This window comes from Anaerosacchariphilus hominis, assembly GCF_014290175.1.
Classification (GTDB): domain Bacteria; phylum Bacillota; class Clostridia; order Lachnospirales; family Lachnospiraceae; genus Laedolimicola; species Laedolimicola hominis.
Map to the genome: position 1 here is coordinate 311,378 of NZ_JACOOR010000002.1, position 16,431 is coordinate 327,808.

The window sequence follows — 16,431 nt, forward strand, 5'->3', positions numbered from 1 at the left end:
AAAAAGCAGTATTCGGAAACAGACGAGGTGAATGCTATGGAACAGCACAGGCTGGAGCAAATGATAATTCGATACCTGAAGGATGAGGAGCGGGTACGTTCCCGGGCTCTTTATGACGAAGTGTTTGTGGAGGATGCGGACGCATTTTCCGGGCTTTATTATGAAATCAAAGCGCAGGACAATCAGATCCTGGTGGCGGAGGAGGACGGCTCCATCGTCTCCATGCTGCACCTGAACCCCTACAGCTTCCGTTTCCGGGGCTCATCCATCCCGGCGGACTACATCGTGGCGGTGGCCACGAAGGTCACTTACCGCCATCAGGGTCTCATGCGGGCGCTGCTCACAAAGGCATTGGAGGACATGTGCGCAGAGGGACGTCCCTTTACCTTCCTGATGCCCGCTGACGAGGCCATCTATACACCCTTCGGTTTTCGTCTCATGGGAAATGACGACGAGGAGAGTCTGGCGGCCCTGACCACTGAGGAGCTTGCCCAGGACTATGATCTGTTTCCAGAAAAGGACGAATCATACCGGAAACGTCACATCGACTGGCCCGAGTGGGAGGCCACGCCCATGATGCTGCGCCTGGTGGACGCCGCGAAGTTTGTAGAGCGCATCGGCGCAGAGGAGCCCCAGAGCCTGGTGCTTCGCATTACAGACCCGATTCTGCCGGAAAATGACGGCGTATTCTGCTGGAGCTTCACGGAGGAGGACAGCAGTCTCAACCGAACCGACGGGGAGCCGGAGATCACGGTTTCCGTCGCCGATCTGGGCAGCTTCCTTTTTGGCATGTTGGGAGCGGAGGAGCTTTCCGGGATCACAAAGCCCGTTTTTCAGAAACTGGAGAGGGTGCGCGTGGTGGACGGCGTCTATATCAACGAGCTGGTGTAGAAACAGGTTGGATAAAAACAGGAACATTTCCTGAAATTATCCCCAAGCACTTGACAAACGGGGTATTTTTGCATATTCTATAGGAGAAGTAACTGAGAAAAAGGCTGAGAACGGAAAAGTAATCCGCATCCAAAGCGCCAGAGAGAGGCTGTCATCGGCTGTAAGCAGCTTTCGCGGGAGGAACGGACGAAGTGCATCCGGGAGCCGATTCGGTGAACAGGCGGAGCGTGTCTCAAAAGAACGTCTGCAGCCGGGTACGGAAGTCCGCACGTTACGCGGGAAAAGGGAAAGGGCCGGGTGCCCTTTAAAAAGAGTGGAACCGCGGATTCTTTCGTCTCTTCACAGGGGATGGAAGGATCCGTTTTAATTTTATTAAAGGGGAGCAGCATGGGAATTATAAAATATATCAATGAAGAAATCCAGGTGATCCGGGAGCGGGACCCGGCCATCAAGACCTCGGCCGAGGTACTTTTGTATCCCTGCTTCTGGGCGATTCTGAATTACCGGGTGGCCCATAAGCTATATAAAAACGGACATTATTTCTGGGCCCGTTGGATCTCCCAGAGATCCAGGAGAAAGACGGGGATCGAGATTCATCCCGGAGCCACCATCGGAAAAGGCCTGTTCATCGATCACGGTTCCGGTGTCATCATCGGCGAGACCACTATCATCGGCGACAATGTGACCCTTTACCAGGGCGTCACATTAGGCGGAACCGGAAAGGAAAAGGGCAAGCGTCACCCTACCTTGGAGGACAACGTGATGGTCAGCGCCGGAGCCAAGATCCTGGGTTCCTTTACCATTGGCGAGAATTCCAAGATTGGAGCCGGATCTGTGGTACTGAAGGAGGTGCCGCCCAACTGTACCGTGGTGGGCGTACCCGGACGCGTCGTCAAACAGGACAATGTGAAAGTACCTAGAAGCGACATGGATCAGGTGAATCTTCCCGATCCGGTCATGGAGGAGCTGGACGCGCTGCGTAAGGAAAACGCGGAGCTGAACCGTCAGGTCTATGAGCTTGAGGAAAAAGCGAGACAGAAAGCAGCCAGAAAGGCTGAAAAGAAACAAAATAAAGTAGAGAAAAAGAAGGAGAAAAAAGATGAAGCTGTATAATACGCTGACAAAGAGCAAGGAAGAGTTCGTCCCCCTGGAGGAGGGCAAGGTAAAAATGTATGTGTGCGGTCCCACGGTATATAACTTTATCCATATCGGCAACGCCCGTCCTATGATCGTATTCGATACCGTGCGTCGTTACCTGGAGTACAAGGGCTATGAGGTGAATTATGTATCCAATTTCACCGACGTGGATGACAAGATTATCAAAAAAGCAAACGAGGAGGGCGTACCCGCCAGCGAGGTATCCGAGCGCTATATCGCTGAATGCAAGAAGGATATGGCCGACATGAATGTAAAACCGGCCACCACCCATCCCATGGCCACCCAGGAGATTCCGGGCATGATCGATATGATTCAGACTCTGATTGACAAAGGATACGCTTACGCGGTCAACGGAACCGTATACTTCCGTACCAGGAAGTTCGGCCCCTACGGCAAGCTGTCCCACAAGAACCTGGACGATTTAAGAAGCGGCAACCGTTCCCTTCTGGTGTCCGGTGAAAATGAGAAAGAGGATCCGCTGGATTTTGTGCTCTGGAAGCCCAGGAAGGAGGGCGAGCCCGCCTGGGAGTCACCCTGGGGCGAGGGACGTCCGGGCTGGCATATCGAGTGCTCCGTCATGTCCAAGAAGTATCTGGGTGAGCAGATTGATATCCACGCAGGCGGCGAGGATCTGATTTTCCCGCACCACGAAAATGAGATCGCCCAGAGCGAGGCCTGCAACGGCAAAGAGTTCGCCCACTACTGGCTGCACAATGCCTTCCTGAACATCGATAATCGTAAGATGTCCAAGTCCCTGGGAAACTTCTTTACCGTAAGAGAGATTACTGAGAAATACGATCCGCAGGTGCTCCGTTTCTTCATGCTGAGCGCTCATTACAGAAGCCCGCTGAACTTCAGCGCAGACCTGATGCAGTCCGCCAAGACCAGTCTGGAGCGTATCGTGACCGCGGCAGAGAACCTGAAGCATCTGATCGACAATGCGAAGGACGAGGGCATGAACGAGAGCGAGACAGCCCATTTCGACGCTACCGAGGAGTATGTAAAGAAGTTTGAGGAAGCCATGGACGACGACTTCAACACCGCAGATGCCATTGCCGCCATTTTCGAGCTGGTAAAATACCTGAATACCCATACAAGTGCCGAGAACAGCAAGAGCTACCTGCAGAACTGTCTGAACCGCCTGAAGACCCTCTGCGACATCCTGGGCCTGGTGGTAGACAAGAAAGAGGAGCTTCTGGACGCGGATATCGAGACTCTCATCGCGGAGCGTCAGCAGGCGAGAAAAGAGAAGAATTTTGCCCGGGCCGACGAGATCCGTGCAGAGCTTCTGAATAAGGGTATCATTCTGGAGGATACCCGTGAGGGCGTAAAATGGAAAAGAGCATAATAGATCTGATGGCAGGCATCAAAGAAAACTGGGCGCTTCCCGACGTGGACGTGCGGACCTACTCTCCGCTGGTGCTGGCCTATATCGGCGACGCGGTCTATGAGGTGGTGATCCGCTCCCTTCTGGTGGGACGGGGCAATGCCCAGGCCAACCGGCTTCATAAGGAAGCCAGTACCCTGGTAAACGCAGGAGCCCAGTCCGCTTCTCTGGAGCGCATCAAGGAGGAGCTGACCGAGGAGGAAATGCAGGTCTTCAAGCGGGGCCGCAATGCCAACTCCGCCACCATGGCCAAGCATGCCACCATGTCCGATTACCGCCGGGCCACAGGCTTCGAGGCGCTGATGGGCTATCTGTATCTGACGGGACGCACGGAGCGGATTCTGGAGCTTGCGAAAAAGGGATTAGAAGAAGATTAGAGGAGAAAGCATGAATTACGAAGAATTGACCATAGAAGGAAGAAACGCGGTACTGGAGGCCTTTCGCTCCGGCAAGACCATCGACAAGCTGTTCGTACAGGACGGATGTCAGGACGGCAGCATCAATACCATTAAGCGGGAGGCCAGAAAGCACGATACCATTGTGAACTTCGTGACCAGGGAGCGTCTGGATCAGATGTCCTCCACCGGCCATCACCAGGGCGTCATTGCCCAGGCTGCGGCCTACGATTACAGTACGGTGGACGAAATGCTGGCGGCTGCCCGGGAGAAGGGGGAGGATCCCTTCCTGATTCTGCTGGATGATATCGAGGATCCCCATAACCTGGGAGCTATCATCCGTACGGCGAACCTGGCGGGGGCCCACGGGGTGATTATTCCCAAGCGCCGGGCAGCAGGCCTGACCGCAGTGGTGGCAAGAGCCTCAGCCGGAGCTATCAATTACACACCTGTGGCGAAGGTTACAAACCTGACCAACACCATCAAAGAGCTGAAGGAGCAGGGACTTTGGTTTGTCTGTGCCGATATGGGCGGCGAGACCATGTATGACCTGAATCTGACCGGCCCCATCGGTCTGGTTATCGGAAATGAGGGAGAGGGCGTCAGCCGTCTGGTACGGGAGTCCTGTGATTTCATCGCCTCTGTTCCCATGAAAGGAAATATCGATTCCCTGAACGCCTCCGTGGCGACAGGCGTGCTGGCTTACGAGATCGTACGGCAGAGGATGAAAAAATAACGGATGGAAAATCGGAAACAGGAAGCAAGGTCCGATGAGACCCTGATGGAAGAGATCCGGAAGGGAAATCGCGACTGTATGGATATTCTGATTGAACGCTACAAGGGTCAGGTGCGTAAGGAAGCCCGGACCCTCTATCTCATAGGCGGGGACAGCGACGACCTGATTCAGGAGGGCATGCTGGGGCTGTTTAAGGCCATCCGGGACTATCAGCCGGAAAAGGAAGTACCTTTCGGAACCTTCGCGAAGCTGTGTATCTCCCGTCAGCTGTATAAGGCCATTCAGGCTGCGGCCCGGCAGAAACATACGCCCCTGAACACCTATGTGGAGCTGAATGAGCAGCTGGACGCCCAGGAGGACAGTCCGCAGGGGAAGAGCCCCGAGGATCTGCTCATCGACCGGGAATCCGCGGAGGGGCTGCAGGAGCGGATGGAAGCGCTTTTGAGTCCCATGGAGAAAAGCATCCTTCAGGCTTATCTGAATGGGGATAACTACATCCGCATTGCAGAGCGCATGGGGAAAAGTCCCAAATCCGTGGATAATGCCCTGCAGCGGATCCGGCGGAAGCTGAAGAAGTTTCTGGCCCGGTAGGACCGGGGATAGGAGAACGGCCAGAACATACAAAGGAAAAGGAGGGGATATGGTGACGGAGTTTCTGAAAAACGCGGGAGCGGGGCTTCTTCCGGGATTGTTGGTCTATGTGATATTCCGGGGTGTGTTCCGGGTATTCTGCAAAAACAGCAGGGTTCGGGTTCCGGTGATTCATGAGCTGGGCGAACTGCTCCTGACACTCTGGATTCTGCTTCTGGGATCTGCGGAAGGATCCGCCCTGTGGGGGCTGGCCTATGCGATTCCCGGATTCCTGATGCCCTTCTTATTCCGGCAGGAGCGTAATCCGGTAAGAACGGTATTGCTGGGAGGCGCGACAGCTCTGTTCTGGGAACTGCTGCGGCTGATTCTGAGGAAGGAAGCCTTCCGGCCGGGTCTTGTGGCCCTGGCCCTTCCGGGAGCCTTTCTGGGCTTTGTACTCTACGCCTTGTTCTGCGCGCTGGTCCGGGGCGCAGAGCGGATGGGCGTCGTCCGGGCACGGAAAAAGCGTCGGCTGCCGGGGCTGATCCGGCAGGAGCTTCTGGTGCTGCTTCTTTTATTGGCGGTGACGGGCGCGGTGCAGGGCGGCGTACAGCATGTGATGCAGGTGAAAGAAGAAAAAGCCAGACAGGAGCAGGAGGCAGCAGAAAAGGCAGCGGCGGAGCAGGCAGCTGCTGAAGCCGCAAAGAAAGCAGAGGAAGAGCGTCTGGCGGAAGAGGCAGCCAGGCAGCTTCAGACAGCGGAGTCCATGCCGGAGCTGTCCCTGGAGGCAGGAGCAGCCATCCTGTTTTCGGTGGATGACGATCTGATTCTCTATGAAAAGGCGGGAACTGATGCGGAAAAGCCCGCCAGCACCACGAAGCTGATGACGGCCCTGACGGTGCTTCATTATTGCAGTATCGATGAAAAACTGACTGCGGGGGAAGAGATCAATCTGGTCAGCGGCCGGGCCTCTACGGCCAGCCTGAAGGTGGGAACCACCGGAACCGTGGAGACTTTCCTGGGAGCCATGCTGGTACCCTCCGGCAACGACGCGGCCTATGCCCTGGCCGTCCACACGGGGCGGAAGATTCTGGGCAATGAGGAGTCTCCCGTGGCGGACGCGGTGGAGGCCTTTGTGGGAGCTATGAAGGATCTGGGTACGGAGCTGAATCTGGAGAATTCCAACTTTACTACGCCGGACGGAGATCAGGCGGATAATCAGTACAGCTGTGCCCGGGATCTGATCCGGATCGCCAGGGCCTGTCTCCGGGATGAAACCATCATGAAGTTCTGCGGCGCCAAGTCCTATCGTGCCCTTTTCGACAATCTGGATTTGACTTATAAGAATACCAACGAGCTGATTCAAGCTTCAGGAGAGTATTATTACGAAGGAGCTGTCGGCATGAAGACAGGAAGCTTCAAGGACATGAAGTGCCTGGTGGCTGCGGTAGAAAAGGACGGAAAAACCTGGCTTGCCGTGCTGCTGGACGATAAGGAGCCTGGCCGGTATACGGACGCGAAGACGCTTTTTGACTATGCCACAGGAGTGTCCGGAGATGGCGGAGAGGATACGCCGACGGAAGAATAACGGAATAGAGACTGTGTGACGCAGCCCGGAGGCGTAGGAAACGCTTCCGGGCTGTTTCGGATCTGGGACACAGAAAAGACACAGGAACACCACATTTTTTACATAAAAGTACCACAATTGTATCACAGTTGTCTCCTATAATGATCTTGTCAGTAAGGAAAAGAACATTACCTGAAATAAGGAGGTCATAAATATGAGACAATTAAAGAAAGCAGCAAAATTCACAGCGGTGGCAGTGGCGTTCGGCGTCATCGCCAGCACCGCGTATCAGGGAAGTAATTACCTGTACAGTAAGACAGAGGCAGGCGCGGAAAGTACGGCGGCCCAGACCACATTAAATATGGCCAGCGCGGTCAGCAGTACGTCGGACAGCGAGAGCGCAGAGGACACCAGCGTAGCGGGAATCGCCCAGGCGGCCATGCCCTCCCTGGTGGCCATCACCAATAAGGGCGTCCAGGAGATGCAGAGCATGTTCGGCCAGACTCAGGCCTATGAGAGTGAGAGCAGCGGTTCCGGCATCATCATCGGCAAGACCGACACAGAGCTTCTGATGGTTACCAATAACCACGTGGTCAGCGGAGCCCGGGAACTGAGTGTGGGCTTTATTGACGAGAGCGTGGCAGAGGCCGCCATCAAAGGAACCGACGCGGATCACGACATTGCCGTCATCGCTGTAAAGCTCAGCGACCTGTCGGAGGACACCCTTTCTGCCATCAAGGTTATCGAACTCGGCAAGTCCTCGGATCTGCAGGTGGGCGAACAGGTGGTAGCCATCGGTAACGCCCTGGGCTACGGACAGTCCGTGACCACCGGTATTGTTAGCGCCCTGAACCGGGACGTGACCATCGAGGGCGTCACCAATACCCTGATTCAGACTGATGCAGCCATTAACCCGGGCAACAGCGGCGGAGCTCTTCTGAACATGTCCGGCCAGCTGGTGGGCATCAATTCCGCCAAGTATTCCGATACTACCGTGGAGGGAATGGGCTATGCCATTCCTGTGGACGACGTGGTGGAGATCATCGAGAACCTGATGAACCGTCAGGTACGGACCGATAAGGTGGCCGAGACGGAGCAGGGCTATCTGGGTATCACAGGCCAGGATGTAACCGCTGATGTGGCCAGTGCCTACGATATGCCGAAGGGCGTCTATATCACATCTGTGGAGAGCGGATCTGCAGCGGAGAAGGCAGGCCTGAAGAAGGGGGATATCATCACCCGGTTTGACGGAACCAGCGTATCCACTCTGTCGGAGCTGAAAGAGCAGCTGTCCTATTATAAGAATGGCGAGCAGGTGAGCGTCACCTACAGCACCTCCGAGAGCGGCCAGTATACGGAGCAGACGGCAGACGTGACACTAGGAACCAGATAAAGAGATAGACGAAATATTGGCCCGGGGCAGTTTAATGCCCCGGGTTTTGTATTACGGAAAAATTTTAAAAATTTTTTTGAAATATGCTTGACATTTCCCGAAACAGGTGATACTATAATCTAGCGCGTTGCGCAAGACATAAAAGTTGCTGCTGTGGCTCAGTCGGTAGAGCGTCGCATTGGTAGTGCGGAGGTCACGGGTCCGATTCCCGTCAGCAGCTCTGGTTGAAAAAAGTCTGTACCTTGTGTGCAGACTTTTTTGCTCTATAGGAAATACCGTGTTACATTAAAGCACGAAAGTCATGCTTCCTATAGAGCAAAAAATCCTCCGGGGGGATGCGCACTCGGCGCAGTGGCAGATGGTTGCCGAGGCAACCGCGCCTCGGCGCGAGAATGTGCCAACGGCACATTCTTTTTTATATAATCGGAAATATCCTGATGGAATTTCCAATTGCATAAAAAATTATGGAAAAGACTTTCAGAGGCCGGAAAGTCGTGTTATAATCAGAACCATGAATTGGCAGAGGAGGAAGAATATGATTTCCAATCAGGTAATACAGGCAGCCATCGAGGATCTGCGGGCTATCACAAGAATCGACTTGTGTGTAATGGAGACGGACGGAAGTGTGGCCGCATCCACCTTTGATGCCGGAAATATTTCCCGGGATGCCGTGATGGCATTCGTTCATTCTCCGGCGGAGGGACAGAATCTGCAGGACTGCCATTTTTTTAAGGTCCACGATGAGGAGCAGGTGGAATACGTGCTGCTGGCAAAGGGAAGCGGCGACGACGCTTACATGATCGGAAAGGTGGCTGTCAGCGAGCTACAGAACCTGATCGTGGCTTATAAGGAACGATTTGACCGGAGTAACTTTATCCAGAACCTGCTTCTGGATAACCTGCTTCTGGTGGATATTTATACGCAGGCGAAAAAGCTCCATATCGAGACGGAAGCGGAACGGGTGGTTTATCTGGTGGAGACCAGGGGAGAGAAGGATGTGATGGCCCTGGAGACCGTACGGAGCGTATTCGCGCCCCGCTCTCAGGATGTGATCACGGCAGTAGATCAGAAGAATATCGTGGTGGTAAAGACGCTGCAGAATCCGGCAGACGCGGAAAACCTGGAGACCATCGCCCGGATGCTGGCGGACATGCTGAACGCGGAAGAGAAAGACCGGGTACGGGTAGCCTACGGAACCACAGTGGGACAGTTAAAGGATGTATCCCGCTCCTACAAGGAGGCTAAGCTGGCCATGGAGGTGGGCCGGATCTTCTATCCGGATGAGATAGTGATTCCCTATCATACTCTGGGAATCGGCCGCCTGATTTATCAGCTGCCTCTGCCTTTGTGCGAGATGTTCATGCATGAGGTATTCGGGGAGAATTTGCCGGAGACCTTCGACGAGGAGACCCTGACCACTATCGAGAAGTTCTTTGAGAATAACCTGAACGTGTCGGAGACGGCCCGCCAGATGTTTGTACACCGGAATACCCTGGTTTACCGTCTTGAGAAGCTTCAGAAGACTACGGGACTGGATATCCGGGTCTTTGAGGACGCGCTGACTTTTAAGATCGCGCTGATGGTGGCCAGCTACATGAAGTATCTGGAGAAGAATCAGTAAATAGGTTTTTTGAAGAACATAACATACGCCGCGGAACCGATCGGGCTCCGCGGCGTATTTTTTATGCAATAGGAAATTCCTAAGGAATTCCCTATTGCATAAAAAATATTATCGCACTGCGGCGGAGAGGTAGTATGTCGCTTAGGCGACCCGCCGCAGGCGGAGAATCCTGCAAGGCAGGATTCTTTTTTATGGAAAAGAACTTAATTGTTTTCTTTTTTCTTTTTGTCATGCTTTTCCGGCTGAGGCAGCTGGTCGATGAGCTTTTCGATGACCATTTTTTTTACATAGACGTCGAAGCTCAACATGCAGATAAAGGAGAAGAGATGAAGAAACTCCTGCGCTTCCCCGTCCATCTGGGAAGCTTCAGAAAAGGTGGACTGGGATACCTGGTACTTCTGCATCAGATCCTTTTTCATGGCTTCGATCTGATCCTTCTCCAGGCTGAAAACCTCGTCGTAGACGGTCTCCAGACGGAAATCCCCATCTTTTCGGAAGTACCGGTCAGTCAGGGGCGTCAACAGGCTCTGGATATCACTGATGGACAGAATATTTTTAAAATAATAAATGAAAATCAGGAGCAGCATGTGCTCTCTGGAATACTTCTTTTTCTCGGGAGGTGGAAGCAGACGGTTCTTGGCGTAGTTGTTGATCATCGTCTTGGTCAGAATCTTATCATCCTCGTAACGCTTGGATGCTTTCAGCTGACTGTCCATAAAGGTGGTCACCTGATCCATATAAAGGTCAATGCCGGGCACGTCCTCCGGCCGGATATAATCGATTCGATTCAGGCTTTCCAGAATACTCTCCAGAAGATTTTGACTGTCGATTGTCATAAGAATCACCTCAAAAGCTATTATATAGTATTGAAAACTATATGACAAGAGGTAAATATTTAAAAATTTATGAAGAGAGGAAAAAACAAATGACAATCGGAAGAAAATGTAATATAATAAATAGGACACGGGCAGCACAGGATCTGCGCGGTACATGTGAAATCTAAGGAGGAAATGAAAATGGCAAACATATTAAAGAGATTTGGGGACATTATGTCGGCAAACATCAATGCACTGCTGGACAAGGCAGAGGATCCGGAGAAGATGATCGATCAGTATCTGCGGGATATCGAAAGCGATCTGGGCAAGGTAAAGGCTGAGACAGCCGCTGTGATGGCCACAGAGACCAAGGCCAAGAGAGAGCTGGACGAGTGCACCCAGGAGATCGATAAGATGCAGAGATACGCAGAGAAGGCTCTCCAGGCAGGCAATGAGGCCGACGCCCGCCAGTTCCTGGAGAAGAAGGCCACGCTGGTAAAGAACCAGGAGAGCCTGAAGCAGTCCTATGACGTGGCTGTAGCCAATGCTGCAAAGATGAAAGAGATGCACGACAAGCTGGTGAAGGATATGGAGAGCCTGCAGGCGAAGCGTGACGCCATCAAGGCCAAAGTGGCAGTGGCGAAGACCCAGGAGAAGCTGAACAAGATCGGTTCCAGCGTATCCGGCGCAGGAGACGCCATGGCAGCCTTTGACCGCATGGAGGAGAAGGCAAACAGAATGCTGGATGAGGCCAACGCCCTGTCCGAGCTGAACGCTTCCGGCGACAGCATCGACGACCTGACCAAGAAGTATGACAGCGACGACAGCGCTTCCTCCGTGGACGATGAGCTGGCGGCTCTGAAGGCTAAGATGGGCCTGTAAGAGGAGACGGATACATAACATACATCAGGGGATAGTTATGGATAAGAAAATATACTACTGTGAAAACTGCGGCGGTGTCATGGAGTTCGACGTGGCCAGCCAGAGCTTGAAGTGCCCGAACTGCGATACCGTAGTTCCTATTTTCAATGATAAGAAAAAGATTGTGGAGCACAGTCTGACCCGGCATGCCATGCAGACCATCCGGGCCGAGGAGAAGAAGACCCAGACCATGGTCTGCCAGGGCTGCGGCGCGAAGATCGAGGTGGCCCCGAATAGCACAGCCACGTCCTGTCCCTACTGTGGATCCAGCTATGTGCTGGCCAGCAAGCAGGAGGACGCCATCATTCCGGACGGCGTGCTGCCCTTCCAGATAGACCGGAAACGGGTGGGCGAGCTGTTCCATAAGTGGATGAAGGGCAGATGGCTGGCTCCCGGCGAGCTGAAGAATCTGTACCAGAAGGAAAAGCTTCAGGGCATTTACCTGCCCTACTGGACCTTTGATGCAAAGGCAGACGCCCGCTATACGGCCATGGGCGGACGCCGGAGAACAGTGACGAAAAAGGGCCCGGACGGAAAGACCGTCCAGGAGACGGTGGTGGACTGGTTCCCCACCTCCGGATCCTTTTCCCACGTTTTTGATGATGTACTGGTTTCGGCTTCCAGAAGTGTAAAGCGGAATCTTCTGGAGAATGTGGGAAGCTTCGGCCTGCATCAGGTGGCTTCTTACAGCGCGGAGTATTTTGCCGGCTACAATGCGGAGTGTTACACGGTGGATCTGGATGACGCCCACCGGGATGCCCGCTGCCACATGGAACAGAGTCTGGAGCAGATGGCCCGGGACGATGTGCTGCGGCGTTATGACGAAGTAAAGGATGTGCGGTTGCGTTCCGGCTACAGGGACGAGACCTACAAGCATATTATGCTTCCCATTTATGCCACGGCCTATACTTATAAAGGAAAGAAGTATCATGTACTGATCAACGGACAGAGCGGCAGGGTCGAGGGTGATTACCCCAAGAGCCCGGCCAAGATCATCGGTATTATTCTGGGTATTGTCCTGATCCTGGTGATCGTTTATCTGCTGAGCGGCGGCAGCAGGGCGGCATATCTGACCGCTGAGAGCCGGCTGCCGGAGATTACGGTGGCAGAAATGACGGTGCAGGAGGACAGTGCCGTCAGCATACAGGAAGAGAATAAGGAGGCAGTATCATGGGATTATTCGGCGGACAGTTTGCCAATGTAGTAGAGTGGCAGGAATTCCGGGATGACATGATTTTCTGGAAATGGAGCAATAAAGAGATTAAGAAAGGAAGCCGTCTGATTATCCATCCGGGTCAGGACGCCATCTTCCTTTACAATGGCAAGGTAGAGGGCATCTTCCGGGATGAGGGAAGCTATGATATCGAGTCTGCGATTATTCCCTTCCTGTCCACCCTGAAGGGCTTTAAGTTCGGATTCAACAGCGGACTGCGGGCAGAGGTCCTTTTCATCAATACCAAAGAGATACTGGTAAAATGGGGCACCAAGAGCCCGGTTCTGATTCCAGCTCCGGGGCTTCCGGGCGGTATGCCCATCCGGGCTTTCGGAACCTTCGCCTGCAAGGTGGCGGATTACGACAGACTGATTGAAAAGGTAGCCGGTATCAAGCTCCAGTTTACCGTAGAGGATGTGAAGGAGCGTATCACCTCCATGCTGGATCAGCTTCTGATGAAGTGGATCGCCAAAGAGGGCAAGGATATGTTCAACCTGCAGGTGAACGCGGACGCCATCGGACGGGGGATCCGGGAGGATCTGGATATGGAGATGCAGAAGATCGGTATCGGCATCGAAAGATTCGCCATTTCCAGCTTCAACTATCCGGAGCAGGTACAGAAGATGGCCGAGAAGGCAGCGGCACAGAGCATGATCGGCGATGTGGGACGATTCCAGCAGGTAGCTATGGGAGAGGCTATGGCCAATGGCAGGGGCGGCAGCAGCACGGCTTCCGATATGGCAGGCATGGCTATGGGTATGGCCATGGGACAGCAGATGGCGGCCCAGATGACTCAGGCCATGAACGGCGGAGCTCAGCAGCAGGCAGCAGCACAGCCTGCGGGAAATGCAGGCGGAGCGGCGCCGAACTTCTGCCCCAACTGCGGAACCAAGACAAACGGCGCGAACTTCTGCCCCAACTGCGGACAGAAGCTGGTATAGGAGCCGGACAGAAGTTATATCAGAAAAGTAGTGACAGAAAGAACAATGAGGGAGACAAAAGAGTATGGCCAGCTATGATCTTTTGAATCCGGAACAGAAAGAGGCGGTGCTTCATACCGAAGGACCGCTTCTGATTTTGGCGGGAGCCGGTTCTGGAAAGACCCGTGTACTGACGCACCGGGTAGCATATCTGATTGAGCAGGGAGTGAATCCATATCAGATCCTTGCGATTACATTTACGAATAAGGCAGCAGGAGAGATGCGGGAGCGTGTGGACAGACTGGTGGGGGACGGCGGAACCAGCGTATGGGTCAGCACTTTTCATTCCACCTGTGTGCGGATCCTGCGGCGCTTTATTGATCGGCTGGGTTACGATACTTCCTTTTCCATTTATGATACGGACGATCAGAAGTCCGTCATGAAAGAGGTCTGCAAACGTCTGCAGATCGATACGAAGATTTATAAAGAACGTATGCTGCTGTCAGCCATTTCCAAGGCCAAGGACGAACTGGTAAATCCGGTGGAGATGCAGCTTTCAGCGGAAGGAGATTATCACCGTCAGAAGATAGCGGCAGTCTATCAGGAGTATCAGACTCAGCTTCGGAAGAACAACGCTCTGGATTTTGATGATCTGATCATGAAGACGGTAGAACTGTTTCAGAACTGCCCGGAGGTCCTGGAGAATTATCAGGAGCGCTTCCGCTATATCATGGTGGACGAGTATCAGGACACAAATACAGCCCAGTTCAAGCTGGTGAGCCTGTTGGCATCCAAGTACCGGAATCTCTGCGTGGTGGGCGACGATGACCAGTCCATCTACCGGTTCCGGGGCGCGAATATCGGTAATATTCTGAACTTCGAGGACGTATTTCCCGATGCGAAAGTCATTAAGCTGGAGCAGAATTATCGTTCCACCTCGAATATCCTGAACGCGGCCAACGAGGTGATCCACCACAATAAGGGCCGGAAGGATAAGCGTCTGTGGACAGATAACGGAGAGGGCGCTCCGGTGCATTTCCGGCAGTTCCAGAATGCCTTCGAGGAGGCGGAGCATGTGGTGGGGAATATCACAAGCCACATCCAGAAGGGAGAGGCCGGTTACAAGGATCATGCTATCCTGTACCGCACCAACGCCCAGTCCCGCCTTTTCGAGGAAAAAATGATCTATGCCAACATTCCCTACAAGATCATCGGCGGTGTGAACTTCTATGCCCGTAAGGAGATCAAGGATCTGCTGGCTTATCTGAAGACCATTGACAATGGCCGAGACGAGATCGCCGTGCGCCGGATTATCAATGTGCCCAAGCGGGGCATCGGCGCCACCACCCTGACCCGGGTAAGCGACTATGCGGGAGCTTATGATATCAGCTTTTATGACGCTCTGCTCCGGGCGGAGGAGATTCCGGGACTGGGCCGGGGCAGCGCAAAGATTCTGCCATTTACGGTATTGATTCAGAGCCTGCGGGCCAAGCAGGAGCACGCCACGGTGACAGAGCTTTTGGAAACCATTCTGGAGGAAACCGGTTACCGAAAGGAACTGGAGCTGGAGGGTACGGAAGAGGCCGAGGCACGTCTGGAGAATATTGATGAGCTGATCAATAAAGTAAAGGATTACGACGAGAACGCAGAGGAGCCCTCTCTGGGAGGCTTTTTGGAGGAAGTGGCCCTGGTGGCCGACATCGATAATCTGGAGGAGGACAGCGACCATGTGGTGCTGATGACTCTTCACAGCGCCAAGGGCCTGGAATTCCCCTACGTGTATATGGTAGGCATGGAAGAGGGCCTGTTCCCAAGTTTCATGTCCATCGTGTCCGACGATGCGGCGGAGGAGATCGAGGAGGAGCGCCGACTCTGCTACGTGGGTATCACCCGGGCGAAGAAGGAACTGACCATGACCGCGGCCAGACAGCGGATGCTCCGGGGCGAAGTCCAATATAATACCGTCTCCCGGTTTATCAAGGAGATTCCGGATGAATATCTGGAGAATAAGAGCGAGAGTCCCGCCCAGCGGGCCAGGGAAGCCAAGGAGCAGCGAATCAACCAGCGGAAGGAAGCCCAGCTGGCGGCCCGCCGGAGTCTGCGGGCGAAGCCCTTTGAGACAAAACAGGTTACAGCGGTGAAAGCGGATAAGCTGGAGTATGGCGTGGGCGATCGGGTGAAGCACCTGCGTTTCGGGGAAGGAACGGTGCTGGAGATCATCGAAGGCAGCCGGGACTACGAGGTTAAGGTGAGCTTTGACAGTGCCGGAGTCAAGAAACTGTTCGCGTCCTTTGCGAAGCTGAAAAAGGTATATTGACGGCTCCTGAAATTTTGAAGGAAAGAATAGTAATTTTCCATACAGTGTGATATAATAAAAACACTTGAAAAGAGCGGAGGCGGACAGCAGACCGCGGAAAGGGTGTATGTGCGATGAATAATAAGATGGAAGATTTTCTGACAGCCACAAAGCTGAACGACAAACTGAACGAACTGCTTCATAAAAAAGAAGTAGAAGAGAAGAATAAGAATACCGTACTGTGGATTCTGGCCGTGATCGGAGCAGTAGCTGCAGTGGCGGGAATCGCTTATGCGGTATACCGTTTCTTTACGCCGGATTATCTGGATGAGTTCGAGGACGATTTCGATGATGATGAGTTTGACGACGATTTCTTTGATGATGAGGAAGAGTAGGATTTGAGCGAAGGACGCCTCAAAACGGAAAAGATGTTTTGAGGCGTCCTTTTTTATGGAATAGGAAATTCCGATAGAATTCCCTATTCCATAAAAGCAAGCAGAGCTTGCAAAGATGCGCACTCGGCGCAGTGGTAGATGGTTGCCAAGACA

15 protein-coding genes, 1 tRNA gene and 1 other annotated feature are annotated in these 16,431 nt (G+C 53.4%); of the genes, 15 read left to right on the top strand and 1 reads right to left on the bottom strand.

From position 1 onward, the window contains the following. Positions 1–36 precede the first annotated feature (36 nt). The 10 genes from H8S44_RS03930 to H8S44_RS03975 all read left to right on the top strand — a co-directional run bounded on the left by H8S44_RS03930 (position 37) and on the right by H8S44_RS03975 (position 9,718). Complete coding sequence (locus H8S44_RS03930) at positions 37–891, top strand: GNAT family N-acetyltransferase (RefSeq protein ID WP_186873154.1); 855 nt, start codon at positions 37–39, stop codon at positions 889–891. Positions 892–988: 97 nt separating this feature from the next. Next, positions 989–1,233 (top strand) — a binding site (T-box leader). Positions 1,234–1,278: 45 nt separating this feature from the next. Beyond that, a complete protein-coding gene (gene epsC, locus H8S44_RS03935) occupies positions 1,279–2,004 on the top strand; it encodes a serine O-acetyltransferase EpsC (RefSeq protein ID WP_186873153.1) in 726 nt (241 codons plus the stop codon). Further along, positions 1,991–3,397, top strand: a complete 1,407-nt coding sequence (cysS, locus tag H8S44_RS03940) for a cysteine--tRNA ligase (RefSeq protein ID WP_186873152.1) — start codon at positions 1,991–1,993, stop codon at positions 3,395–3,397. Before epsC ends, cysS begins: the two co-directional genes overlap by 14 nt. Further along, the gene (locus H8S44_RS03945) at positions 3,382–3,813 is read left to right on the top strand and encodes a Mini-ribonuclease 3 (RefSeq protein WP_186873151.1); all 432 of its coding nucleotides are present in this window, start codon (positions 3,382–3,384) and stop codon (positions 3,811–3,813) included. Before cysS ends, H8S44_RS03945 begins: the two co-directional genes overlap by 16 nt. Positions 3,814–3,823: 10 nt before the next feature. Continuing rightward, positions 3,824–4,567 (top strand): 23S rRNA (guanosine(2251)-2'-O)-methyltransferase RlmB, encoded by a 744-nt coding sequence (gene rlmB, locus H8S44_RS03950; protein WP_186873150.1) that lies wholly within the window; start codon positions 3,824–3,826, stop codon positions 4,565–4,567. A gap of 3 nt (positions 4,568–4,570) precedes the next feature. Beyond that, on the top strand, positions 4,571–5,158 hold the full coding sequence (locus tag H8S44_RS03955; protein ID WP_186873149.1) for a sigma-70 family RNA polymerase sigma factor: 588 nt from the start codon (positions 4,571–4,573) through the stop codon (positions 5,156–5,158). A gap of 49 nt (positions 5,159–5,207) precedes the next feature. Then, on the top strand, positions 5,208–6,725 hold the full coding sequence (locus tag H8S44_RS03960; RefSeq protein ID WP_186873148.1) for a serine hydrolase: 1,518 nt from the start codon (positions 5,208–5,210) through the stop codon (positions 6,723–6,725). 193 nt (positions 6,726–6,918) lie between these two features. Then, positions 6,919–8,097, top strand: coding sequence for a S1C family serine protease (locus tag H8S44_RS03965; protein ID WP_186873147.1), 1,179 nt, complete (start codon positions 6,919–6,921; stop codon positions 8,095–8,097). A gap of 147 nt (positions 8,098–8,244) precedes the next feature. Next, positions 8,245–8,317: transfer RNA gene (locus tag H8S44_RS03970), tRNA-Thr, on the top strand. A gap of 315 nt (positions 8,318–8,632) precedes the next feature. Further along, on the top strand, positions 8,633–9,718 hold the full coding sequence (locus H8S44_RS03975) for a PucR family transcriptional regulator (protein WP_186873146.1): 1,086 nt from the start codon (positions 8,633–8,635) through the stop codon (positions 9,716–9,718). Between the two features lie 203 nt (positions 9,719–9,921). Here H8S44_RS03975 and H8S44_RS03980 read toward each other — a convergent pair whose 3' ends face one another. Next, the gene (locus H8S44_RS03980) at positions 9,922–10,554 is read right to left on the bottom strand and encodes a DUF1836 domain-containing protein (RefSeq protein WP_186873145.1); all 633 of its coding nucleotides are present in this window, start codon (positions 10,552–10,554) and stop codon (positions 9,922–9,924) included. 180 nt (positions 10,555–10,734) lie between these two features. On the opposite strand from H8S44_RS03980, the gene H8S44_RS03985 reads away from it, so the two are divergent. From H8S44_RS03985 to H8S44_RS04005, 5 genes are all read left to right on the top strand, one after another. Further along, on the top strand, positions 10,735–11,415 hold the full coding sequence (locus H8S44_RS03985) for a PspA/IM30 family protein (RefSeq protein WP_186873144.1): 681 nt from the start codon (positions 10,735–10,737) through the stop codon (positions 11,413–11,415). Positions 11,416–11,452: 37 nt separating this feature from the next. After that, on the top strand, positions 11,453–12,658 hold the full coding sequence (locus H8S44_RS03990; protein ID WP_186873143.1) for a hypothetical protein: 1,206 nt from the start codon (positions 11,453–11,455) through the stop codon (positions 12,656–12,658). Next, entirely contained in the window at positions 12,625–13,608 is a 984-nt protein-coding gene (locus H8S44_RS03995; RefSeq protein ID WP_186873142.1) for an SPFH domain-containing protein, read from the top strand. The genes H8S44_RS03990 and H8S44_RS03995 overlap by 34 nt, the downstream gene beginning before the upstream one ends. A 64-nt stretch (positions 13,609–13,672) precedes the next feature. Then, positions 13,673–15,904, top strand: a complete 2,232-nt coding sequence (gene pcrA / locus H8S44_RS04000; protein ID WP_186873141.1) for a DNA helicase PcrA — start codon at positions 13,673–13,675, stop codon at positions 15,902–15,904. A gap of 113 nt (positions 15,905–16,017) precedes the next feature. After that, positions 16,018–16,278, top strand: coding sequence for a DUF4366 domain-containing protein (locus tag H8S44_RS04005; RefSeq protein WP_186873140.1), 261 nt, complete (start codon positions 16,018–16,020; stop codon positions 16,276–16,278). The last annotated feature ends 153 nt before the right edge of the window (positions 16,279–16,431 follow it).

Coding starts and splice junctions, on each gene's coding strand:
- H8S44_RS03930 (WP_186873154.1), top strand. CDS start 37: ATGGAACAGCACAGGCTGGAGCAAATGATAATTCGATACCTGAAGGAT.
- H8S44_RS03985 (WP_186873144.1), top strand. CDS start 10,735: ATGGCAAACATATTAAAGAGATTTGGGGACATTATGTCGGCAAACATC.
- epsC (WP_186873153.1), top strand. CDS start 1,279: ATGGGAATTATAAAATATATCAATGAAGAAATCCAGGTGATCCGGGAG.
- H8S44_RS03995 (WP_186873142.1), top strand. CDS start 12,625: ATGGGATTATTCGGCGGACAGTTTGCCAATGTAGTAGAGTGGCAGGAA.
- H8S44_RS03960 (WP_186873148.1), top strand. CDS start 5,208: ATGGTGACGGAGTTTCTGAAAAACGCGGGAGCGGGGCTTCTTCCGGGA.
- H8S44_RS03975 (WP_186873146.1), top strand. CDS start 8,633: ATGATTTCCAATCAGGTAATACAGGCAGCCATCGAGGATCTGCGGGCT.
- H8S44_RS03945 (WP_186873151.1), top strand. CDS start 3,382: ATGGAAAAGAGCATAATAGATCTGATGGCAGGCATCAAAGAAAACTGG.
- cysS (WP_186873152.1), top strand. CDS start 1,991: ATGAAGCTGTATAATACGCTGACAAAGAGCAAGGAAGAGTTCGTCCCC.
- H8S44_RS03990 (WP_186873143.1), top strand. CDS start 11,453: ATGGATAAGAAAATATACTACTGTGAAAACTGCGGCGGTGTCATGGAG.
- rlmB (WP_186873150.1), top strand. CDS start 3,824: ATGAATTACGAAGAATTGACCATAGAAGGAAGAAACGCGGTACTGGAG.
- H8S44_RS04005 (WP_186873140.1), top strand. CDS start 16,018: ATGAATAATAAGATGGAAGATTTTCTGACAGCCACAAAGCTGAACGAC.
- H8S44_RS03980 (WP_186873145.1), bottom strand. CDS start 10,554: ATGACAATCGACAGTCAAAATCTTCTGGAGAGTATTCTGGAAAGCCTG.
- H8S44_RS03955 (WP_186873149.1), top strand. CDS start 4,571: ATGGAAAATCGGAAACAGGAAGCAAGGTCCGATGAGACCCTGATGGAA.
- pcrA (WP_186873141.1), top strand. CDS start 13,673: ATGGCCAGCTATGATCTTTTGAATCCGGAACAGAAAGAGGCGGTGCTT.
- H8S44_RS03965 (WP_186873147.1), top strand. CDS start 6,919: ATGAGACAATTAAAGAAAGCAGCAAAATTCACAGCGGTGGCAGTGGCG.